The 21,736-nt window shown below is 62.8% G+C and carries 20 protein-coding genes and 2 riboswitches; of the genes, 15 read left to right on the top strand and 5 right to left on the bottom strand.

Annotated elements, in window-relative coordinates; all coding sequences use genetic code 11:
- Positions 1-98: 98 nt before the first annotated feature.
- Entirely contained in the window at positions 99-347 is a 249-nt protein-coding gene (locus CTR2_RS11675) for a hypothetical protein (RefSeq protein WP_087083947.1), read from the bottom strand.
- Between the two features lie 154 nt (positions 348-501).
- On the opposite strand from CTR2_RS11675, the gene CTR2_RS11670 reads away from it, so the two are divergent.
- The 5 genes from CTR2_RS11670 (at position 502) to CTR2_RS11650 (ending at position 6,411) form a co-directional block, all read left to right on the top strand.
- Positions 502-972, top strand: coding sequence for a CopD family protein (locus CTR2_RS11670; protein WP_176391664.1), 471 nt, complete (start codon positions 502-504; stop codon positions 970-972).
- Positions 973-1,195: 223 nt separating this feature from the next.
- Complete coding sequence (locus CTR2_RS11665) at positions 1,196-1,771, top strand: MarR family winged helix-turn-helix transcriptional regulator (RefSeq protein ID WP_176391665.1); 576 nt, start codon at positions 1,196-1,198, stop codon at positions 1,769-1,771.
- Positions 1,772-1,832: 61 nt separating this feature from the next.
- Complete coding sequence (locus tag CTR2_RS11660) at positions 1,833-3,317, top strand: efflux transporter outer membrane subunit (protein ID WP_087083952.1); 1,485 nt, start codon at positions 1,833-1,835, stop codon at positions 3,315-3,317.
- Positions 3,318-3,468: 151 nt separating this feature from the next.
- On the top strand, positions 3,469-4,782 hold the full coding sequence (locus CTR2_RS11655) for an HlyD/EmrA/EmrK family protein (protein WP_087083954.1): 1,314 nt from the start codon (positions 3,469-3,471) through the stop codon (positions 4,780-4,782).
- Positions 4,783-4,797: 15 nt separating this feature from the next.
- Entirely contained in the window at positions 4,798-6,411 is a 1,614-nt protein-coding gene (locus CTR2_RS11650; RefSeq protein ID WP_087083956.1) for a DHA2 family efflux MFS transporter permease subunit, read from the top strand.
- 69 nt (positions 6,412-6,480) lie between these two features.
- Here CTR2_RS11650 and CTR2_RS11645 read toward each other — a convergent pair whose 3' ends face one another.
- Positions 6,481-6,810, bottom strand: coding sequence for a hypothetical protein (locus CTR2_RS11645; protein WP_087083958.1), 330 nt, complete (start codon positions 6,808-6,810; stop codon positions 6,481-6,483).
- A gap of 150 nt (positions 6,811-6,960) precedes the next feature.
- Between CTR2_RS11645 and CTR2_RS11640 the strand changes: the two genes are divergently transcribed.
- Both CTR2_RS11640 and CTR2_RS11635 read left to right on the top strand, forming a co-directional pair.
- On the top strand, positions 6,961-8,073 hold the full coding sequence (locus CTR2_RS11640) for an MBL fold metallo-hydrolase (RefSeq protein WP_087084629.1): 1,113 nt from the start codon (positions 6,961-6,963) through the stop codon (positions 8,071-8,073).
- Between the two features lie 157 nt (positions 8,074-8,230).
- Entirely contained in the window at positions 8,231-9,211 is a 981-nt protein-coding gene (locus CTR2_RS11635; RefSeq protein WP_087083960.1) for a helix-turn-helix domain-containing protein, read from the top strand.
- A 28-nt stretch (positions 9,212-9,239) separates the two neighbouring features.
- On the opposite strand, the gene CTR2_RS11630 is transcribed toward CTR2_RS11635, so the two are convergent.
- From CTR2_RS11630 to CTR2_RS11620, 3 genes are all read right to left on the bottom strand, one after another.
- Entirely contained in the window at positions 9,240-10,340 is a 1,101-nt protein-coding gene (locus CTR2_RS11630) for a 2,3-butanediol dehydrogenase (protein ID WP_087083962.1), read from the bottom strand.
- Positions 10,337-11,602 (bottom strand): MFS transporter, encoded by a 1,266-nt coding sequence (locus CTR2_RS11625; RefSeq protein WP_087083964.1) that lies wholly within the window; start codon positions 11,600-11,602, stop codon positions 10,337-10,339. The genes CTR2_RS11630 and CTR2_RS11625 overlap by 4 nt, the downstream gene beginning before the upstream one ends.
- Positions 11,603-11,680: 78 nt before the next feature.
- Positions 11,681-12,214: a 2,4'-dihydroxyacetophenone dioxygenase family protein gene (locus tag CTR2_RS11620; protein ID WP_087083966.1), complete on the bottom strand. Its 534-nt coding sequence runs from the start codon at positions 12,212-12,214 to the stop codon at positions 11,681-11,683.
- Positions 12,215-12,389: 175 nt separating this feature from the next.
- On the opposite strand from CTR2_RS11620, the gene CTR2_RS11615 reads away from it, so the two are divergent.
- The 8 genes from CTR2_RS11615 to CTR2_RS11580 all read left to right on the top strand — a co-directional run bounded on the left by CTR2_RS11615 (position 12,390) and on the right by CTR2_RS11580 (position 21,682).
- Positions 12,390-12,941 (top strand): energy transducer TonB, encoded by a 552-nt coding sequence (locus CTR2_RS11615; protein WP_087083968.1) that lies wholly within the window; start codon positions 12,390-12,392, stop codon positions 12,939-12,941.
- Positions 12,942-13,029: 88 nt separating this feature from the next.
- A riboswitch (glycine riboswitch) is annotated at positions 13,030-13,140 on the top strand.
- A 19-nt stretch (positions 13,141-13,159) separates the two neighbouring features.
- Positions 13,160-13,285: riboswitch (glycine riboswitch) on the top strand.
- Positions 13,286-13,349: 64 nt separating this feature from the next.
- On the top strand, positions 13,350-14,486 hold the full coding sequence (gene gcvT / locus CTR2_RS11610) for a glycine cleavage system aminomethyltransferase GcvT (protein WP_176391666.1): 1,137 nt from the start codon (positions 13,350-13,352) through the stop codon (positions 14,484-14,486).
- Between the two features lie 122 nt (positions 14,487-14,608).
- The gene (gene gcvH, locus CTR2_RS11605) at positions 14,609-14,983 is read left to right on the top strand and encodes a glycine cleavage system protein GcvH (protein WP_043002936.1); all 375 of its coding nucleotides are present in this window, start codon (positions 14,609-14,611) and stop codon (positions 14,981-14,983) included.
- A gap of 47 nt (positions 14,984-15,030) precedes the next feature.
- The gene (locus CTR2_RS11600; protein WP_087083972.1) at positions 15,031-15,582 is read left to right on the top strand and encodes a MolR family transcriptional regulator; all 552 of its coding nucleotides are present in this window, start codon (positions 15,031-15,033) and stop codon (positions 15,580-15,582) included.
- A gap of 90 nt (positions 15,583-15,672) precedes the next feature.
- Positions 15,673-18,576, top strand: a complete 2,904-nt coding sequence (gene gcvP, locus CTR2_RS11595) for an aminomethyl-transferring glycine dehydrogenase (protein ID WP_087083974.1) — start codon at positions 15,673-15,675, stop codon at positions 18,574-18,576.
- A gap of 49 nt (positions 18,577-18,625) precedes the next feature.
- Positions 18,626-18,832 carry a hypothetical protein gene (locus tag CTR2_RS11590; RefSeq protein ID WP_140401049.1) on the top strand — a complete coding sequence of 69 codons (207 nt, stop codon included), beginning with the start codon at positions 18,626-18,628 and terminating at the stop codon, positions 18,830-18,832.
- The gene (locus tag CTR2_RS11585; protein WP_087083976.1) at positions 18,819-20,999 is read left to right on the top strand and encodes a PAS domain-containing hybrid sensor histidine kinase/response regulator; all 2,181 of its coding nucleotides are present in this window, start codon (positions 18,819-18,821) and stop codon (positions 20,997-20,999) included. The genes CTR2_RS11590 and CTR2_RS11585 overlap by 14 nt, the downstream gene beginning before the upstream one ends.
- A gap of 20 nt (positions 21,000-21,019) precedes the next feature.
- Positions 21,020-21,682, top strand: a complete 663-nt coding sequence (locus CTR2_RS11580) for an RluA family pseudouridine synthase (protein ID WP_087083978.1) — start codon at positions 21,020-21,022, stop codon at positions 21,680-21,682.
- Positions 21,683-21,736 lie beyond the last annotated feature (54 nt).

The following is a 21,736-nucleotide window of genomic DNA, read 5'->3' as shown; positions in this document are numbered from 1 at the left end:
CGCCGGGGTGAAAGCCCCGGCTGCAGGAAAATCCTAAAAAAAGAGCTGCCAGCGCTTGTCAAGCATGCGCTGGCAGCTCTTTTTTCATGAGCAACACATCACATCTCCAGCTCGACCGCTTCCTGCGACAGATCCCAGCCCAGCACAAAGACTTGGTACTGGTTTTGCCCGCTGTCGTCGCTCCAGACCTCGGGGCCGAACTCGCTCATATTGCCGTTCAGACTCAGTCCTTCGCGCAGCGCACTGGAATCGGTCTGCTCGGCCAGCACAAAGCGGCCGCTACCGGTACGCAAGGCGACCCGTCCGGAAGACTGCTTGAAAGCGACGACGGTGGCTTGTTCTGACATAAGGACTCCTTTACTGTTGTTGGCTGTTGTTGTTTGCAGCCAAGTCTAATCAGACCTGGGCAAAGCGAAAGCCCTGCTATTTCGGCCTGTGTGTTCCACCCGTAGGACGATCTCCGTTAGGCTTGCAATGTTTCCCTATCAAGCCCCACAAGCCATGCTTTTCATTCTGTTCAAACTTCTGCACCTTCTGGCCATCATCATCTGGGTGGGCGGCATGTTCTTCGCGCATTTCTTTCTGCGCCCAGCCGTCCAGGGTCTGCAGCCGCCCGAGCGCGTGACGCTGATGCATGGCGTGCTGCAGCGCTTTTTTGCCTGGGTCATGGTACTGGTGGTCGTCGTGCTGGCCACCGGCATCGGCATGATTGGCAGCATTCACGCCATGGCCGCCCAGGCCGGCGGCCAGTTCAACATGCCGGTCAACTGGATCGTGATGAGCATTCTGGGCCTGGTGATGATGGCCGTGTTCGGTCATATCCGCTTTGCACTGTTCAAGCGCCTGGATGCGGCCGTGCAGCTCAAGGACTGGCCCGCAGGCGGCAAGGCGCTGGAGAGCATCCGCAAATGGGTTTCCCTCAATCTGGCCCTGGGCCTGGTGATCGTGGTCGTGCTGCGCGTGCCGCTCTGAGCCACCTCTACCCTGCCCGCCCCCGCCCGGTCTCCATGACCGGGCTTTTTTTTGGGGCAGTGCCAGGTTCAGGCGCATAACAACAATGGACAAAATGCTTTTATTTTCATAGCAAGCGACACAAGCATCCCAAGGCCAGATATCCCGCTACTCAAAACCTTGCTGACATTTTTTTGCAGCTGCACAATAATTGCCGACTCAATCATTGATCAAGCAAATATTGGTGGCGCCATTGCAAAACCAGACCGACCCCATCATCGACCCGCAGGACGAATCCAGCTTCTTCTACCAGGCAGGGGTCTACGCGCCGGACAAAAGCATAGGCTTTCTCATGCGGCGTGTACTCAGCTCCATCCTGCAGCTGGCCGACGCCCAGCTGGCCGAGCAAGGACTGACCTATGTGCAGTGGCTGCCGCTGTACAAGCTGCTGATCTGTGCCGACACAAACAGCAGCACGCTGGCCAAGGACCTGGGCATGGACCCGGCTTCGGTGACGCGCGCACTGGACCGCATCGAGGCCAAGGGGCTGCTGCGCCGCGAGCGCTCCACCACCGACCGGCGCGTGGTGCATCTGGTGCTCACCGAGGAGGGACGCAGCGTCGCCACCCAGGTGCCCAAGGTGCTGACCAAGGTGCTCAACGGCCATCTGCGCGGCTTCAGCCACAGCGAATGCACGCTGATGCTGTCCATGCTGCAGCGCATGCTGGTCAACGGCGATGCGCTGCGCGATGCCCTGACCCAGGAGCCGGCCAAGCCCCCCATCCAAACGAACGAGGCAGACCGCGACCCCAGAGACTAGGCTGGCCTGCTGTCTACTTTTTTCACCGCCCTATTTCAATAAAAACCACTGGCACTTTTCCATGACCTCTAGACCATCACGCAAACCCGCCACCGAGTGCGCCCCCGGCCGTTCGCTGCTGGCAACCGCAGCACTGGCCGCCGTGCTCGCGCTGGCAGGCTGTGCCTCGCAAGGGCCGGCGCACCAGCCGCTGGCACGACTGGGCTCGGCCGATGTCGGCCTGAACGACTCCGCCAACCTCGGCGCTGCGGATGCCACGGCACTCGCCTCCTCCCAATGGTGGACAAGCCTGGGCGATACCCGGCTCAATCAACTCATCGATCAGGCCCTGGCCGGCAGCCCCAGCCTGGCCGCCAGCAACGCACGCTTTGAAAAAGCCGCAGCCCTGGCCACGGCCAGCAGCACGGCCAGCGATGTGCGCGGGACGCTGAGCGCCGACGCCACACGCCAGCGCTACACGGCCAACGGCATGATTCCCGCCCCGATTGCGGGCAATATCTACAACAGCGGCAATCTGCAGGCCGGCCTGTCCTGGTCGCCCGACTTCTTCGGCAAGCATGGCGCGGACCTGCAGGCCGCACTGGGCCAGGCACGCGCTGCCAAGGCCGACAGCGCCGCCGCCGCCAACCAGCTGGCCGCACAGGTGGCACGCAGCTATATCGCCCTGGCCCGGCTGATTGCCCAGAAGGAAGTGGCAGAGCGCACGCTGGGCCAGCGCCAGTCATTGCTGAGCCTGAGCGAACAGCGCACCCGGGCGGGCCTCGACAGCCAGGTGGAGCTGACCCAGGCCCAGGCCGGCATGCCCGATGCCCAAACCCAGATCGAGATGCTCGGCGAGCAGATCACGCTGGCGCGCCGCACGATTGCCGTGCTCTGCGCCCAGGCGCCCGATGCACAAAATGCGCTCTCGCCCCGGCTGTCGGTGCTGCGCATCCAGCCCGTGCCCCAGGCACTGGGCGCGGATCTGCTGGGCCGACGCCCCGATGTGGTGGCCGCGCGCTGGCGCGTGGAAGCGGCCACGCAAGGCATTGAATCCGCCAGGGCCGACTTCTACCCCGATGTGAATCTGACGGCCTTCGTGGGTCTGAACGCGCTGGGCCTGGACAATCTGCTGCAGGGCAGCTCGCGCCAGATGGGCATCACGCCTGCGCTGCGTCTGCCGATCTTCGACGGCAAGCGCCTGCGCGCCCAGCTGCGCGGCAAACAGGCCGACCTCGACACCGCCATCGCCCAGTACAACGGCGCGGTGCTCGATGCCGTCAAGCAGGCGGGTGATGCCATTGCCTCCGTGCAATCGCTGCAGCGCCAGCAACTGCTGCAAACCGAGTCACTGTCCAAGGCCGAGCGGGCCTATGACTTTGCCGTGCAGCGCTATCAGGCCGGCCTGGGCAGCCAGATCACCGTGCTCAACACCGAAACCCAGCTCATCAACCAGCGCCGCCTGGCCGTGGACCTGCAGGCGCGCGAGCTGGACACGCGTGTGGCCCTGGCCGCAGCCCTGGGCGGCGGCTGGAGCGACGACACCTCGGCTGTTGCCGTGCAATAAACATCGGACTCAACAAAATCAATAGCTGCTACCGCTTTACTGCCATTGAATCCAAGGCAGAAATACATTCAATTTATTGATTGACAAGCGTCAGCAGCTCCTCTTTTTAAATAGCGCAAAACCGCTTCACAGATAACAAAGCGCCAACATCATGACCGACACCAAGCCTACTCAGAACGCTCCCCAAGCTCCTGCGGCAGCTACGCCCAGTGCCAACCCAGCGGGCCGCCGCAAGGGCCTGACCATCGTGGCGGCCGCTGTCGCCGTGGCCGCCATCGCCTGGGGCGGCTGGCACTGGATGGTGGCCCGCAACTACCAGACCACGGACAACGCCTATGTGGCCGGCAACGTGGTGCAGATCACGCCCCAGGTCGGCGGCACCGTGATCAGCATCGGCGCCGACGATACCGACTATGTCAGAGCCGGCCAGTTGCTGGTGCAGCTGGACCCTGCCGACTATCTGGTGCAACTGGCCCAGGCCGAGTCGCAGCTGGCCCAGACCGCGCGCCAGACCCGCACCCTGTATGCCAACAACGCCCCGCTGGCCGCCCAGGTGGCCCAGCGCGAAGCCGATCTGCTGCGCCTCAAGGCCGATGCCGCCAAGGCCAACGACGATGTGGCGCGCCGCCGCCCGCTCACGGCCACCGGCGCCGTGGGCAAGGAAGAGTTTGACCATGCCAAGGCCCTGGCCACGGCCGCCAGCAACGCCGTGGCGGCCGCTGAAGCCGCCGTGCGCGCTGCCAAGGCCCAGCTGACGGCCGCCGAAGCCCAGACCAAGGGCACGACGGCCGAGGACTTCCCGGCCGTCATGGCGGCCGCAGCCAAGGTGCGCGAGGCCTATCTGGCCCTGCAGCGCACGCGGCTGATCGCGCCCGTGGACGGCTTTGTGGCCAAGCGCGGCGTGCAACTGGGCCAGCGCGTGGCCGCCGGCTCGCCGCTGCTGACCGTGGTCGATCTGCACAAGCTCTGGGTGGATGCCAACTTCAAGGAAAGCCAGCTGGCCGATCTGCGCATGGGCCAGAAGGTGGAGCTGACCGCCGATGTCTACGGCGACAAGACCACGTACGAAGGCAAGGTCGTGGGCCTGGGCGCCGGCACGGGTGCGGCGTTTGCGCTGCTGCCCGCGCAAAACGCCACCGGCAACTGGATCAAGGTGGTGCAGCGTGTTCCCGTGCGCATCAGCCTGGAATCCGAAGCGCTCAAGCAGCATCCGCTGCGTGTGGGCCTGTCCATGGACGTGAAGGTCGATATCCGCGACAAGGACGGCCAGGCCCTGGCCAGCACGCCGCGCAGCGAGCCCGTGGCCCAGACCACCGTCTATGACGGCAGCCTGGCCCAGGCCGAGCAGCGCATCCAGCACATCATCGCGGGCGACAAGCTGCCTGCGCTGACCCAGCTGGCCGACCTGCCCGCCCCGGCCGCAGCCGCTCAGCCCGCCCAGCCCGCAGCCCAAGCTGCGCAATAAGACGCGGAATCAGCCATGACTTCCACGACCTCTGACGACCCCGGAGCGGGCGCCTCGCCACCGGCTGCGGCGGCCCGCCCCATGCCGCCAGCCATCGCCCCGCTCAAGGGCGCGCAGCTCGCCCTGGGCACGCTGGCACTATCGCTGGCCACCTTCATGAACGTGCTGGACTCCTCCATCGCCAACGTGGCCATTCCGGCCATCTCGGGCGATGTGGGCGTCAGCCCCAGCCAGGGCACCTGGGTCATCACCAGCTTTGGTGTGGCCAATGCCATCTCCGTGCCGCTGACGGGCTGGCTCACCCAGCGCTTCGGCGCCGTACGCCTGTTCACCATGAGCGTGCTGCTGTTCGTGCTGACCTCCTGGCTCTGCGGCTTTGCCTCCTCGCTGGAGATGCTGGTGCTGTTCCGCGTGCTGCAAGGCGCCGTGGCCGGCCCCATGATCCCGCTGTCGCAGACCCTGCTGCTGTCCAGCTATCCGCCCGCCAAGGCCGGTGTGGCGCTATCGCTCTGGGGCGTGACGACCCTGGTCGCGCCCGTGGTGGGGCCGCTGCTGGGCGGCTGGATCACGGACAATATTTCCTGGCCCTGGATCTTCTACATCAACGTGCCCGTGGGCCTGCTCTCGGCCCTCATGACCTGGAGCATCTACCGCAACCGCGAAACGCCCACACGCAAGCTGCCTATCGACACCGTGGGCCTGTCCCTGCTCGTGCTGTGGGTGGCGGCGCTGCAGCTGATGCTGGACAAGGGCAAGGAACTGGACTGGTTTGCCTCCAATGAAATCATCGCCTTTGCGGTGATCGCTGTCGTGGCTTTTGCCGTGTTCGTGGTCTGGGAGCTGACCGACGCCCATCCCGTCGTCGATCTGCGCCTGTTCAAGCGACGCAACTTCGCGGCCGGCTCGATCGCGCTGTCGATCGCCTATGGCCTGTTCTTCGGCAATGTGGTGCTGCTGCCGCTGTGGCTGCAGCAATGGATGGGCTACACCTCCACCTCCGCCGGCCTGGCCCTGGCGCCGGTGGGCCTGCTGGCCATCCTGCTCACGCCCATGGTGGGCCGCAAGGTCGGAGTCTGGGATCCGCGCAAGATGGCCACGATTGCCTTCATCGTGTTTGCCATGGTGCTGTGGATGCGCTCGCAGTTCACCGTGGAGACCGACTTCGCCCACATCCTGATTCCCACGCTGATCCAAGGGGGCGCCATGGCCTTCTTCTTCATTCCGCTGACCACCATCACGCTGAGCGGACTGACGCCGGACCGCATTCCTGCCGCCGCAGGTCTGTCCAACTTCGTGCGGATCACGGCCGGCGCCATGGGCACCTCGATTGCCACCACGCTCTGGGAAAGCCGCGCTTCCATGCACCATGCGCATCTGACCGAGCTGCTGGTGCAGGGCCAGGGCACGTTTGCCAGCACGGTCAGAAACCTGCAGGCCGCAGGCATGAGCGCCGAGCAGGCCTATACCCAGATCAACCGGCTGATCGATCAGCAGGCCTTCACGCGGGCCGCCGACGACATCTTTCTGGCATCGTCCTTTCTGTTCCTGAGCCTGATCGTGCTGATCTGGTTCACCAAGCGCCCGGCCTCTCCCGCAGGAGCCGCCGACGCGGCCGCCGGCGCACACTGAAGGAATTGACAAAAAACTGGCTGGAAACGCTTGATCTACAAGCGCTTCCAGCTATTTTTTTGATAGTTGCTAGGCGCCTGTAGCCTGCTTGTCCAGGCGTCGCAAAAAAACCTGCAGCTCCTTGACGACCTGGGCATCGCCCCTGGCCTGGGCACAGCTCAGCCCTTGCTGCCAGGCGGCTCGCGCCGCCTGCGCATCGCCCAGCGCCAGCTCCACCTTGCCCAGCTGCTTCCAGGCGACGGAGTATTCGGCATCCAGTGCCGTGGCCTTGCGCAGATGCTCGCGCGCCACTGCCATCTGCTCCTCGTCGGCATAAGCCTTGCCCAGTGTATAGCGCAGCAGCGCACCGTCCTTGCCGGCCGCCAGCATGCTCTCCAGATTGTGAACCATGGGATTCATGTGCATTTGCTCCTCAGACAGCGAGTGTCGCACTCACCCTATCGGATCATTGGAATGGCCGCCCCGGCGATACGGCCTCTTGCAAATCGGCTCTTGCAGCGCTGCAAACCGTCCCAAACTGCGGCCAATGTCCCACTCAGGCGCCCGATCTTGTTTAGCAAACCAAGCCTCTCCACCCTCATCGCCGACTATGAGGACTCGCCTCAGTACTCGGGCGGGCGCTTTCGCAACACGCATCCACGTCCGGCCAACAGCCCCAAGCCCGATGCCGGGACGCTATGGAAGTTCTTCTTCAACAAGCCGGCCGATTCCGAGCCGGGCAAGGCACTGCCCGTTCTGCCGCTGAGCGCGGCCGAGCTGAACCTCGCGCCCGAGCGCAGCCTCTATCGCCTGGGCCATTCGACCTTGCTGATGAAGCTGCGCGGCGGCTGGTGGCTGACGGATCCCGTGTTTTCCGAGCGAGCCTCCCCACTGTCGTTCGCCGGCCCCAAGCGCTTTCATGCCCCGCCGATTGCCCTGGACGAGTTGCCTGCCTTGCGCGGCGTGCTGCTCTCGCACGATCACTACGATCACCTGGACCGCGCCACCATTCGCGTGCTCGCGCCCAAGGTGGACATTTTTCTCTGCCCTTTGGGAGTGGGAGACAGACTGGCGGCCTGGGGCGTGCCGGCCGACAAGATCGTGCAGCACGACTGGTGGCAGGGCAGCGAGGTCGACGGCCTGCGTTTCACGGCCACACCGGCCCAGCATTTCTCGGGACGCAGCCTGCGCGACGGCAACCGTACGCTCTGGGCCTCCTGGACCATAGAAGATCGCCAGGCCGACAGGCCGCTGCGCGTCTTCTTCAGCGGCGATGGCGGCTACTTCGACGGTTTTGCCGAAATCGGCAGGCACTTCGGCCCCTTCGATGTCACGCTGATGGAGACCGGCGCCTACGACGCCCACTGGCCCTATGTCCATATGCATCCGGCGCAGACCGTGCAGGCCCACCGGGATCTCGGCGGCCAATGGCTGCTGCCCATACACAACGGCACTTTCAACCTCGCCATGCATGCCTGGTGGGACCCCTTCGAGCAGATCGTGAGTCTGGGCAGGCGGCACGGCATAGAGATCGCAACCCCCATGATGGGCGAGCGCCTGGACCTGGGCGCTCCGCATGCGGGCTCGGCCTGGTGGCGGGCCTGCGCCGATATGAAAGCGGATGCGGACTCCCCTTCTTCAGCCGGCAAAGCAAAGCGGCTGGATTCGCGCCCTCAGCCTTGATGTACGCAGGCGTTGCGACCATGATTTGCGACTTGCACCCCCGTAACTTCACGGAGCGAGGCGCAAACATGGCATGTTAGAGTCTGCTCGGCACTGCCGACATCCACTGGCTCCACTTGGTCGGCACACACTATAAGAACCTGCCAAGGAGACCCCCATGCCCTCGCTTGCGCCATGTGCGGTGAACCGGATCGCTACGGATGCCTTTCCCGCCAGCCAGCGCCTGGACCAATGGGAAGCCTACAACGCTTCTTTTCTGGTCGGATTGCGCTGCTCATCCTACGCCGACGAAGGTCTGAACGCGCGGCAGAGCAATATGCGCTTGGGCCAGCTGGCCCTGGCAGACATAGACGGCAATGCCCATGTCATCGAGCGCACGCCACAGCTGGTGCGCCAGCATCCCAAGGAGTCGGTTTTCGTCTCACTGGTGCTCAGCAGCGGTGCCTTCTTCTATCAGGAACACAGCTGCATCCATCTCGCTCCGGGCGACCTGGTGATCTATGACACCCGGCATGCCTATCTGTTCGGCTTCACCCACCAGATGCACCAATTCCTCGTGGATACGCCTGCCGACTGGTTCTACCGCAACTGCAGCCGTGCGCAACTTCCCGGCCCGATCTGTGTGTCGGGGGCGACGGGCAGCGGACGCGTGCTCAATCACGCGTTCCAGAAGCTGGTAGGCAATGCCATGGCCCACCCCGAAGGGGTGGACCAGGATCGCATGCAGTTCGAGGCCTGTGACCTGCTGCGCACCATGCTGGCTGGAGAAGCAGCAGGAATCAGTGCACTACGCACCTCCCACCTGCTGGCCGCGCGCGCCCATATCGACCAACACCTGCACCGCCACTCGCTGGATGCGAGCGAAGTCGCTTCCGCCTCAGGTGTCTCCCTGAGGCACCTGAACCGGCTGTTGCAGGCCGAGGGACACAGCGTGACCGAGCTGATTCTCGTGCGCCGCCTGGAACGTGCAGCCATGGAATTGCGTCAGACTGCGCTGGAGCGCTACAGCATTGCCGAAATCGCCTACCGCTGCGGCTTTGCCAGCCAGGCCCACTTTGCACGCAGGTTCCGCTCACACCATGGCATGACGCCCACACAGATGCGTGCGCAGCACGGTCAGCTACGTGCCATGACTTAGCGGCAGAAGCGGCAGGCGCCAGCAAGGCTCAGGAGCTGTGGGAAAAAGCGTGGGGACGGGCGCACCGGACAATGGCATCCGGCTGCGGCTGAACCAGCACCTTGATAGCATCCCCGGCAGATGCCAGTCGCTCGAAACCGTCCTGTATGGCGGCATCCAGACTAACGGTATGGGTCACGATACGCCCGGCATCCACAACCCCGGAAGCCATCAGCGCCAGCAGCTCCGGATACAGGCCCCGATAGCCCACGCTGGAGGTAATGCGCAGCTCGCGGTTGACCAGATCGAAGGTATCGATGCTCGCCTCGGGCATGAGCCCCAGCAGCACGGCTTCGCCGCCCTTGCTCAGTACGCCAAGCGCCCCTCTCAAGGTTTCCGGGCGACCCACGGCTTCGAACGATACCGGCACGCCCTGCCCGCCTGTGAGTTCACGCACTTGCTGCACGACATCGCCCTGTCTGGCATCGAGCGTGTCGCAGGCACCGAGCTCGCGCGCCAGGCGCAGGCGCCGGGCATCGACGTCGACGGCAATAACGCGGCCCGCTTCATGGTGCTTGGCCATCATCACCAGCAGCAGACCAATGGCCCCCATGCCGAAGATGACGCAGGCGTCGCCAGGGCGCAGTGCACTTTGGCGCACAGCATGCAATGCCACTGCTGCGGGCTCGGCCACCGCCGCTTGCCTGAAGCTCAAGGACGGGGGAAGCACATGTGCCATATAAGCGGGAATCACAGCTTCCTCTGCCATTCCGCCGTCTCCCATGAGCCCCACAAAGCCCATGGATTCGCACAGGTTGTATCGCCCTGCGCAGCAATAGCTGCACTGGCCGCAGCGGTACTCCGGCTCCACGGCGACTCTGTCTCCGATATGCAGCCCTGTGACATCCGCAGCCACCTCCACCACCGTGCCACAGAACTCGTGGCCGATGACTATGGGTGCGACACTGTGGGACAAGGGATGCGGGACCTCGACCGGTATAGAGTCAGGTCCATGCAGATACTCGTGCATATCGCTGCCGCAGATCCCGCAGTACGCGACCTCGATACGGATTTCTGCGGCCTTCAAGGGCCGGCGTTCGATGATTTCCAGGCGCAGATCGCGGGCGCCATACCATTTCAGAGCCTTCATGCCTGCGACTCCTTCAATGCTGCAGCCGGCCGCCTGTCGTCAACGCGCCTGGGCGCTGTCTCAATCAGTCCCAGGGAAAGCAAACCGGCAAGCAAGGCTCCTGCAGCTGCCACCCACATCACCACATCAAGTCCCCACCGGTCGGCTGCTACCCCGGCCAGGGTCGGAGCGATGAAACCGCCGATCAACTCGCCAAAACCCATGATCATCCCCAATGCAGTGGCCATGGCCGCTCGCGGAACGGTCTCGGCCGGAATCGTGGCCATGAAGAGCGTGAAGCAGCCCAGGCCGGTATAGGTCAGCAGCAGCAAGCCGCCCATCACCACCGGCGATTGCGCATACAGAAAGGCCAGAGGACAGCAAGCCGCCACAAAGGAGAAAAAGATCAGTGCCGGACGGCGACCGATATGGTCCGAAATGGCGGGCACGGCAAAGCCCCAGATGACCCAGGCCACACCCATGCAACTCATGACAGCACTCATCGTGCCCGGCCCGAAGCCCTTGGCATTGACCAGATAGGTCGGCGCAAAGGAGATGATGATCACAAACCAGGCCATGAAAACACAGCTGATCAGCACGCTCAACCAGATATTGCGTTCACGCAGCAGAGCCCAGCGCGAGCCTGTCTGCAGGGCTCCAGCGAGCTCATCCGCACGCCTGCCATCCGTGTTTTTCACATGAAGCCAGATGAGCCCGGCGGCAATCAGCCCGGGAACACAGGTCAGGTAGAACGCCGTGCGCCAGCCATAGGCCACGGCCAACGCAACAATCACCGGCGGTGCGATCACGGCGCCCAGCAAGCCCGCAGACGAGCCCTGCAGCAAGCCCATGTTGAGGCCGCGACGACTCGGCGTGGAGGCTTCGACCATCAGTGTCTGCGACAGCGGCAGCACCGGCCCTTCGGCAAGGCCCATCAGCGCTCGCAACAACAGCAGGCCGACAAAACCGCCCACCAGACCCGACAAGGCCGAGCACAGAGAGAACATCAGCACCGAAAGAATCAGCACCGTTTTGCGTCCGCCCTTGCGGTCTGTATAGGCCCCGAAGAATGCACCAGAAGCCGCCCATGCCAATGCCAGAATGGACGACAGCATGCCCAGCTGGGCATTGTTCAGATCCAGTTCCTTGGAGACAAAGGGAAATAAGAACGACAATGCCAGCCGGTCAAAAAAAACAATCCCGAAAGTAAAAAACAGAATGAGCAGCAGCTTGTTCTCATAGCTCATCCACCCGCTCCTGAGGGTTTCATCTTGATTTTTCATGTCTCTCTCCATTCCGTCTTTGGCGGGCTATTTCATTCTTCAGGAAGTCCCGCCTTTCATTGATGGCTTTTCAAATGACTATCGAAACAGCGTGTCCACATAATCTGCACCTATGCCGACTTTTTCATAATGCTTTCGGCATAGTTCTATGTAGCTGTGAACATCGAAATATCCGTCTGGCTTTCCGTCATCATCGAGCCAGATCAGCGGTCCCTTGACGATGAAGAACGCACGCATGGGTTGCTCATGTTCATAGGCCACCAGGGTATGGCCTTCTCCGGGAGTCTCGTAGACAAAATCACCGGCACGGGCTGTCCAGTCATGTTCCAGATAGCCCCACTTCCCCGAAATCGTGTAGGCAAACACTTCGTGCGGATGGTAATGACGGTTCACCAGACCGGCCTCCTTCGCCATCAGAATATCGCACCATTTGTTTTGTGATGGAGAAATCCAGAGGGGACGGGAGGAAACGGTTTCAGAGAATGGGACATAATAACGCTCATCCTCCGTGGGAGCGTTCTGAATATAAACCTCCGGCTGCGCATCAGGCTGAAAACATTCAGAGATCGGCTTCAGATATTTCCAGAATTCATTCGTGGCTTTTTCGGGCATTTGTCTCTCCTTGAATAAACAGTTCTTGACGAACGTCATAATCCTATCCATGGGAAAAATTCTGTTTAGCCCCAGCCGGACATGATGTTTGACCCTGCAGGACAAGCTCTGGAGCAAGGCAGCCCGGCCCTGGCTGAACGACCGACTCCACCAGGTCTGCCGAAATCGACTGGGGATGGCCGAGAATGCCGCCATGGATATTTCACGCCACTCACGCTGTCTTGCTGCATACGCGGCCGTCTTGGGAGCACTGCTGCTCAGTGCCTGCGCCGGCAACCCTGCCATGGCGCCTAAGGCGGCCGACATCACTCCCCAGCCCCAGGCTGACTCCGCCTCGGCTTCCAGCGGCCAAACCGGAAATTGGCCGGCCTGGATCAATGCAGATTGCACACCTCCCGCCCAGCTCGATCAGCAACCCCGACCACGCCGCCACACCACGCCTTTCATCAGCGCCCACTGGTTTCCAAACGGGCTGGAGACCACGGTGGTCTTCCGTCTGGAAGTCACGGCTCAGGGTCAGCTCGGCCGTGTGGCCTATCAGCCCGCCGATACCGATCCCCGCATCGTGAAGTCCATCATGCGCTCGCTCGAACGCTGGAAGTTCAAGCCCGGCATGCGCCAGGGCCAGGCCGTGACGGCCTGCTTCGAGCAGCCCTACCAACTGGTGTTTCCGCGCCAGGAGATCGATGTTCCTCGAACGCCCGCCATGAACACAGAACCGCAGTGAGGCCGCAAGCTCAATTCCAACGATCTGTGCTCGAAAACCCCAAAATCCATTAATTGCGGTGGTGCAAGCCCCTTGCCCACCGCTAGAATCGCCATCGTCAGGAGAGAGTGCCTGCAGCTTGAAGCTGCCTTGCACCGCCGAAGGCGCAGACCCCCAACCCGGTGTCAAAACGCTCAGGCAAAAGGACTGACAAGCGCTGCAAGGTGTGCAAACCTGCAGCGTCCCTTGCTGGAGAGAGATGCAGGCTGTCATTTCGTATGTGCACCGGCATCCACCGAAGGAGCAAGCTGCCCTATGCAATGCGGGCAGTGAATCTCTCAGGTAAAGCGGACAGCAGGGCAAGCCCGCCACGCATGGCCCAGCCATGCATGGCCACTCATTTTGGTTTGACCACCGGAGCGCTTGCCTGTGACTGCTGCTGACACCTCTTCCGATCTGCGTTCCACACCGCTGTTTGCCCTGCACCAGAAACTGGGTGCCCGCATGGTGCCGTTTGCCGGCTACTCCATGCCCGTGCAATACCCTCAAGGCCTGATGGCCGAGCATCTGCACACGCGCAAGGCCGCCGGCCTGTTCGATGTCTCGCACATGGGCCAGTTGCTGTTGCGCGGCCCCGATGCCGCCGCCGCGCTCGAATCGCTGATGCCCGTCGATGTCATGGACTTGGGCCTGCACAAACAGCGTTACGGCCTGCTGCTCGATGAGCAAGGCGGCATTCTGGACGACCTGATGTTCGTCAACCGCGGCGAAGATCTGTTCCTCATCGTCAATGGCGCCTGCAAAGAGGCCGATATCGCCCATATCCAGAGCCGCATCGGTAGCCGCTGCGAGGTCATTCCTCTGCCCGAGCGCGCCCTGCTGGCCCTGCAAGGCCCGCAAGCCGCTGCGGCACTCTCACGCCTGATTCCTGCCGTGACGCAACTGGTCTTCATGACCGGCAACCACTTCGACTGGCAAGGCCATGCGCTCTACATCACGCGCAGCGGCTATACGGGCGAGGACGGTTTTGAAATCTCCCTGCCCGGCGACGCTGCCGAAGCCTTTGCCGAAGTTCTGCTGGCCCAGCCCGAGGTGGCGCCCATCGGTCTGGGCGCGCGCAACTCGCTGCGCCTTGAAGCCGGACTTTGCCTGTACGGCAACGACATCGACACCAGCACCACCCCGGTGGAAGCCGCGCTGAACTGGGCCATGCAGAAGGTGCGCCGCACCGGCGGCGAGCGCGAGGGCGGTTTCCCTGGTGCGGCCATCGTTCTGGAGCAATTGCAGAACCCGCAGTCGCTGCGCCGCAAGCGCGTGGGCCTGATCGCGCTGGAGCGCATTCCCGTGCGCGAGCCCGCCGTGCTGGAAAACATGGACGGACAGCATATCGGCCACATCACCAGCGGCCTGCTCAGCCCCACGCTCAACCAGCCTGTGGCACTGGCCTATGTCGAGCCCGACTACGCAGCCATCAATACGGAAATCTTCGCCATGGTGCGCGGCAAGCCCGTGCCCATGAAGGTAGTCGCCACGCCCTTCGTTCCCACCCGCTACTACCGCGGCTAGGTCTGCCGCCGCGCATGAGACGGGCCAGTTTGCCAAACAGCGGCCAGAACACCGCTAAAGTGCGAGCTGGACCTTTCTCAAACAACACCCGATTCCCCTGAATCCCCCATCTGGAGCTTTTCATGAGCATCAAGTATTCCAAAGAACACGAGTGGATCAACGCCGCTGACACCAATGCCGCCATCGTCGGCATCACCGTACACGCACAGGATGCGCTGGGCGATGTGGTGTTTGTGGACCTGCCTGCCGTGGGCTCCACCTTCAAGGCCGGCGATGTCGCGGGCGTGGTCGAGTCCGTCAAGGCCGCCGCCGATGTCTACATGCCCGTGACCGGCGAGATCGTCGAAGTCAACGAAGCCCTGCGCGATGACCCGTCGCTCGCCAACAGCGACCCGCTGGCCGCTGGCTGGTTCTTCAAGGTCAAGATGAGCAATGTGGGCGAGCTCGAAGGTCTGATGGAAGAGACCGCCTACAACGACTTCGCCAAGGACAACTAAGCGTATCAACGGCCATCGCATTGCGAAGGCCGTTTTTGCATGCAGCCATGAGCACCATCCAGTATTTCGACGATCCGGAAGTCGGTCTCGCCCGCGAGACCAGCCACCCGGCCTTTGTGCGCGTCGCAACCCAGGACTTCTATTACGACTGCGGTGACGACTTCAGCCCCTTCGGCAACGATGACGGCAGCGACACACTGGCCGCACTTGAAGAGTGGTACCAGGAGCAGGCAGGCGGCAAGCCCGCCAAGACCCTGCGCTTCCTGCGCCAGCAACTGAGCGACTGGGATCTGCCCGTGCCCGAGGACATGCTCACTCATGACGATGCGGCCAAGGCCCAATGGCTGACCAGCGACGACATGAACCAGAGCTATCTGCGCTCGGTCTGCCGCGCCCACGTGGCCACCGCCTTTGGTCAGCTCAAGATCACGGGCAGCATCGATGCCGATCTGCACAAGCAGGCCCTGCTTGCCCTGGCCTGCCAGCAGTGGCTGAACACCGTGGCACGCAGCAAATATCCCGATTGGGAATATGCCGACCAGGAAAGCGAACGCCTGGCCCTGATGAACACCGCGCTGGAACAGGCCAGCGCTGCTTGAAGCACCGGCTGTATGCCTGCAGGCATACAGCATTCACGCATGCCTGGCATGCAAACCGTCAGTCACAGTATTTGAGAATAGGTCCCTCCCATGCTGATGTCGCCTCCCGCCCCCGTTGCTTCCCTGGAAGCGCTGGAAAACAGCCACGAATTCATCCCCCGTCATATAGGCCCGGACGCCGATGAGCAGCAAAAAATGCTGGCCGCCATCGGCAAGCCCTCGCTGGAAGCCTTGATTCGCGATGTGATGCCCGACTCCATCGCTCGCGCCAGGCCCATGGATCTTCCAGCGCCAATTACCGAAGCTGCGGCGCTAGCCGAACTCAAGGCCATCGCCAGCAAGAACCAAGTTCTCAAGAGCTTTATCGGCCAGGGCTACTACGGCACGCACACGCCGGGCGTCATCCTGCGCAACATCCTCGAGAATCCCGCCTGGTACACGGCCTACACCCCCTATCAGGCAGAGATTTCGCAAGGCCGCATGGAGGCACTGGTCAACTTCCAGACCATGGTGACCGACCTGACCGGAATGCCTATCGCCAATGCCTCGATGCTGGACGAGGCCACGGCTGCCGCCGAGGCCATGACGCTGGCCAGGCGCTCAGTCAAATCCAGAAGCCATCGCATCGTGCTGGCCGGCGATCTGCACCCGCAGACGATTGAAGTCATCCAGACCCGCGCCCGGCCGATCGGCATCGAAGTGGTGATCGCCAACAGCCAGCAGGAATGGGAAGCTGCCCTGGCAGGCGATCTGTTTGCCGCCGTCATCCAGTACCCTGCATCCAGCGGCTGGATTGTGGACTGGAAGGCCGATGTGCAAGCCATTCATGCCAAGCAGGCCGCCGCCATCGTGGCGACCGACCTCCTGGCCCTGACCCTGCTGACACCGCCCGGCGAATGGGATGCCGATATTGTCGTGGGCAACAGCCAGCGCTTCGGCATGCCCATGGGCGCAGGCGGCCCGCACGCGGCCTTTATGGCCTGCCGCGACGAATACAAGCGCAGCCTTCCCGGCCGTCTGGTGGGTGTCAGCGTCGATGCGCATGGCAAGCCCGCCTACCGCCTCGCTCTGCAGACACGCGAGCAGCATATCCGTCGCGAGAAAGCGACATCCAATATCTGTACGGCCCAGGTCCTGCCGGCCGTGATTGCCAGCATGTATGCCGTCTACCACGGCCCCCAGGGGCTGAGGCGCATTGCCCAGCGTGTGGCACGCTTCACCGCGATCCTGAGCCGGGGCCTGGCCCAGCTGGGCTTCAGCGCCCATCACCATGACACGGCCTTCGACACGCTGAGCCTGCATACCCGGGAGGCGACCGATGCCCTGGCGGCTCGCGCCGTGTCCCGAGGCGTCAATCTGCGCAAGGCCTGGGATGAATATCTCTGCATCAGCCTGGACGAAACCACGACCCGGGCCGATGTCGAGCTGCTCTGGAGCATCTTTGCCCAGGAGGGGCAGGCTCTGCCCTCCATCGAAGCCATGGACGAAGGCCCGACCTCGCTGATCCCCGAATCCCTGCAGCGCAGCACGGCCTATCTGACCCACCCGGTCTTCAACACCCACCACTCCGAAACCGCGATGCTGCGCTATATCCGCAGCCTCAGCGACAAGGACCTGGCCCTGGACCGCAGCATGATCCCGCTGGGCAGTTGCACCATGAAGCTCAATGCCACCAGCGAGATGATTCCCATCACCTGGCCAGCGTTCGCCGACATCCACCCGTTTGCGCCCGCCAACCAGCTGCAAGGCTATGCCGAGCTGGACCAGCAACTGCGCGACTGGCTGTGCCAGGCCACGGGCTACGCGGGCATCAGCCTGCAGCCCAATGCAGGCAGCCAGGGCGAATATGCAGGTCTGCTGGCCATCAAGGCCTTCCATGAATCACGCGGCGAGGCGCACCGCAATATCTGCCTGATTCCCAGTAGCGCCCACGGCACCAACCCAGCCAGCGCGCAAATGGTGGGCCTTCAGGTCGTGGTCACCAAGTGCGATGACAACGGCAACGTGGACATGGGGGATCTGAAGCTGGCCTGCGAGAAGCACAGCGCCAATCTGGCCTGCATCATGATCACCTACCCCAGCACGCACGGCGTGTTCGAGACCCAGGTCAAGGAGCTGTGCGAGCTGGTGCACAGCCATGGCGGCCGCGTCTATGTGGACGGTGCCAATATGAACGCCCTGGTAGGTCTTGCCGCGCCCGGCGAATTCGGCGGCGATGTCAGTCATCTGAACCTGCACAAGACCTTCTGCATTCCTCATGGCGGCGGCGGCCCCGGCGTCGGCCCCGTGTGCGTGGTCGAGGATCTGGTGCCCTTTCTGCCAGGGCATGCCACGGCAGGCGATGTCCGTCAGGTGGGGGCCGTGAGTGCAGCGCCTTTGGGCAATGCTGCCGTGCTGCCTATCAGCTGGATGTATATCCGCATGATGGGCGAGCCGGGCCTGAAACTGGCGACCGAGACCGCCATCCTCAACGCCAACTACATCAGCGCACGCCTCAAGGACCACTTCCCCACTCTCTATGCGGGCGAGTATGGTCACGTGGCCCATGAGTGCATTGTGGATCTGCGCCACTTCAAGGACAGCTGCGGCGTGATGGCCGAGGATGTGGCCAAGCGCCTGATCGACTACGGCTTCCACGCACCGACGCTGTCCTTTCCCGTGCCCAACACGCTGATGGTGGAGCCGACCGAGAGTGAAAGCCTGTCTGAGCTGAACCGCTTCATCGAAGCCATGATCGCCATCCGCGCCGAGATTGCCGAAGTGGAGGCCGGCAGACTGCCCAGGGATGACAACCCGCTCAAGAACGCCCCCCATACGGCAGAGGCCTTGCTGGCCGCAGACTGGCAGCATGGCTACAGCCGCGAAACCGCCGCCTATCCCGTGCCTGCCCTGCGCCGCGCCAAATACTGGAGCCCCGTGGGCCGCGTGGACAACGTCTATGGTGACCGCAATCTGTTTTGCAGCTGCGTGCCCATGGACGCTTACGAAGACTGATCGCCAGGGTCTCCCCCATGCCAGTGCGCTCTGCCGCACTGGCTTTTTTATGCTCAATCAATGTCGAACACCAGCCAGCCCGTTGCTGTTCGCCGGCAGTGAATGCATTCACGACTTCAATGCAACCGGCATTGCTGCTGCCAAACCGAGCATCGAGTTGCCTGAATACCGGTTGCCTGCCCGCCTTTTTCAAGGGCAGATGCAGGGACCGGCTTACACTGCCGAGGTCTTCTGCCTGTCTCATGAGCTCCTCTGAACCCACTCCTCCTCCCTTGCTGCCAGTCATTGATGGCGGCCTGCCTCTGCATGCCCTGCTGGCCCCCGGTGCTGCGCCGCTAGGCCTGAGCGCCAACACCCAGCCATTGGTACCGGAAGATGAAGACCCGCTGCAGGCCCTGGTGGCGGAGTTGCGCAACTACCAGCACGAGCTGGAGCTGCAAAACGAGGTGCTCAATTACAGCCAGGCCGTGGCCGAGAGCGCATCGGAGCGGTTTGAAACGCTGTTTGCAAGCATTCCGCTGCCGCTGCTGGTGGTTGATGAATACGATATGGTGGTCCAGGCCAATGCCATGGCTCACCGCGCATTTCAGCCCACCGAAAAAGACCGGCTGCTGATCAACTTCAAGCCCTTTGTGCATGTCAACGACGCAGAGCGCGTGACTACGGCCTTCGAGCAGGCCAAGGCGATGGGACGCGCCGAGGTGCACGAGGTTCTGTTCCAGATCACCGAAGAATTCGAGCTCTGCGGCGACCTGCATGTGGCCGGCGTGGTCGTGCCCCAGCAAAACGGCCCGGCCACCTGGCAGTATTTGTGTGCCGTTGTCAACCAGGGCCCGCTGCTTGCCGAGCGCAAGGCGCTGCAAGAGCGCAACCAGCAGCTCTATGCCAGCGAGAGACGGCTGGAGTCGGTCATCAACTCCGCGCTGGACGCCATCATCTGCGTCGATCAGCACCAGCGCATCACTGTCTTCAACCCCACGGCGGCAGCCCTGTTTCTGTGCTCGCCTCAGGATGCCCTGGGCAGCCCGCTGGAGCGCTTTTTACCCGATGCCGCTCGGGCACTGGCTTTTTCCTCGCTGACCACACAGGCCGTGCTGGGCGAGATGACGGGTCTGACCTTGTCGGGGCGTGAGATTCCCATGGAAATCAGCGTCTCCTTCGAGCACCACAGCAGCGGCGACACCACCACCATCTTTGCGCGCGACCTGACCAGCCGCAATCGCGCCGAAGCCCAGCGCAATGCGCTGGAAACCCAGCTGCGCGAATCCCACAAGATGCAGGCCGTAGGCACCATGGCCGGCGGGATTGCCCACGACTTCAACAACATCGTGGGCGCAATCCTGGGTAATGTGGAGCTGGCCAAGGCCGATAGCTCCAGCAACCCGGCTGCCATGGAAAGCCTGCGCGAGATCGAAAAAGCCGGTCGCCGCGCCCGCGATCTGGTGCGCCAGATTCTGACCTTCAGCCGCAATGACCTGCCCGAACGCCGTCCGGTTCAGGTGCAGGAAGTCATGTCCGACACGGCTCGCCTGCTGCGCGTGACTCTGCCTCCCTCCATAGAGCTGCAGGTGCAGGAGTCCAACGATCTGCCGCCGCTGCTGGCCGACCCCACTCAGGTGGAACAGGCGCTGTTCAATCTCTGCAACAACGCCATGCAGGCCATTGGCAGTCAGCGCGGCATCATCCAGATGCGGGCCATGCGCATTGCTCCCGACAGCTACCAATGCGAACGCCTGGGTCTGGCCGTGGCCGAATACCTGGTCTTTATGGTGCAGGACTCTGGCCCCGGCATGGACGTCGTGACTCAGCGACGCATCTTCGAGCCTTTTTTCACCACCAAACCGGTCGGCCAGGGCACAGGCCTGGGCCTCTCGGTCGTACATGGCGTGATGCGCACACATGGCGGCGCTGTCGATGTGCACAGCGAACTGGGCCAGGGCAGTTGCTTCACGCTGTACTTTCCTCTCAGCGACCCGACTTCCAGTCACTCTACGCTGCCGCCCATGCGCATGGACAAGCCCGAAGCCCCGCTGCCCGAACCTGTCCTGGCCACGCGCTCCAGCCATGTCATGTATGTGGACGACGATCAGGCTCTGGTCTTTCTGTTTCAGCGCCTGCTGCGCCGTCGCGGCTATGAAGTCTCGGGCTTTACCGATCCTCATGAGGCCATGGCCGCGCTGCATGAGGAGCCACAGCGTTTTGACCTCATAGTCACCGACTACAACATGCCCGGCTTCAGCGGCCTGGACCTGCTCAGACAGGCCCTGCAGATCAACCCTCAACTGCCGGTTGCACTGGCTTCCGGCTATGTGACGGCCGAAATCGAGCAGGCTGCGATTGCAGCCGGAGCCAGAGCCTTGATCCACAAGCCCAACGATGTGCAGGAGTTCTGCGCCACTGTGCATGAACTGCTCAACCCCTGAAACAATCGATAGCTGTTTGAATGAGTGCGTTGAACTGTGTGTATGAAGACGAGCACCTGCTGGTGCTTGACAAGCCATCGGGCCTGCTGTGCGTGCCCGGTCGCGGCCCCGACAAGCAAGACTGCCTGAGCCTGCGTGCCCTCCAGCATTTCGGCAATGCACTGGTCGTGCACCGGCTCGATCAGGCCACATCGGGTCTGGTCGTCATGGCTCGCAATCCGGCCGTCCAACGCCAGCTCAGCCAGGCCTTTGCCGAACGCAAGGTCGACAAGCGCTATATCGCCGTAGTGGCCGGTGAGTTGCAGGCGCACAGCAAAGCAGCTGATGCCAGGGGCTGGCAACTGATAGACCTGCCGATTGCGGCCGACTGGGAGCGTCGGCCGCTGCGTGTCATCAACCACGAAACCGGCAAAAGCAGCCAGACGCTGTGGCGGGTGATCGAGCACACCGCTCAACCAGGAATACCCCGCACCCGGGTTTTGCTGAGCCCGCTGACGGGCCGCACCCATCAATTGCGCCTGCATATGGCGGCCATAGGCCACCCCATGCTGGGCGATGCGCTATATGCCAGCGAAGCAGTGGCCTGCGCCAGCCCGCGCCTGTTGCTGCATGCGGCAGCACTGGAGCTGGTGCACCCGGTCACCGGCGGACTGCTGCAGCTAAAAAGCGATCCACTTTTTTAATCCCCCTCAAATCGGCAGCAGCCGTCAAGCTCTCAAAGTTGCCAAGCCGCAACA

Source organism: Comamonas thiooxydans, from assembly GCF_002157685.2.
GTDB lineage: Bacteria > Pseudomonadota > Gammaproteobacteria > Burkholderiales > Burkholderiaceae_C > Comamonas > Comamonas testosteroni_H.
Note: the sequence above shows the minus strand (reverse complement) of the source record. Positions and strands in the feature narration are given on the sequence as shown.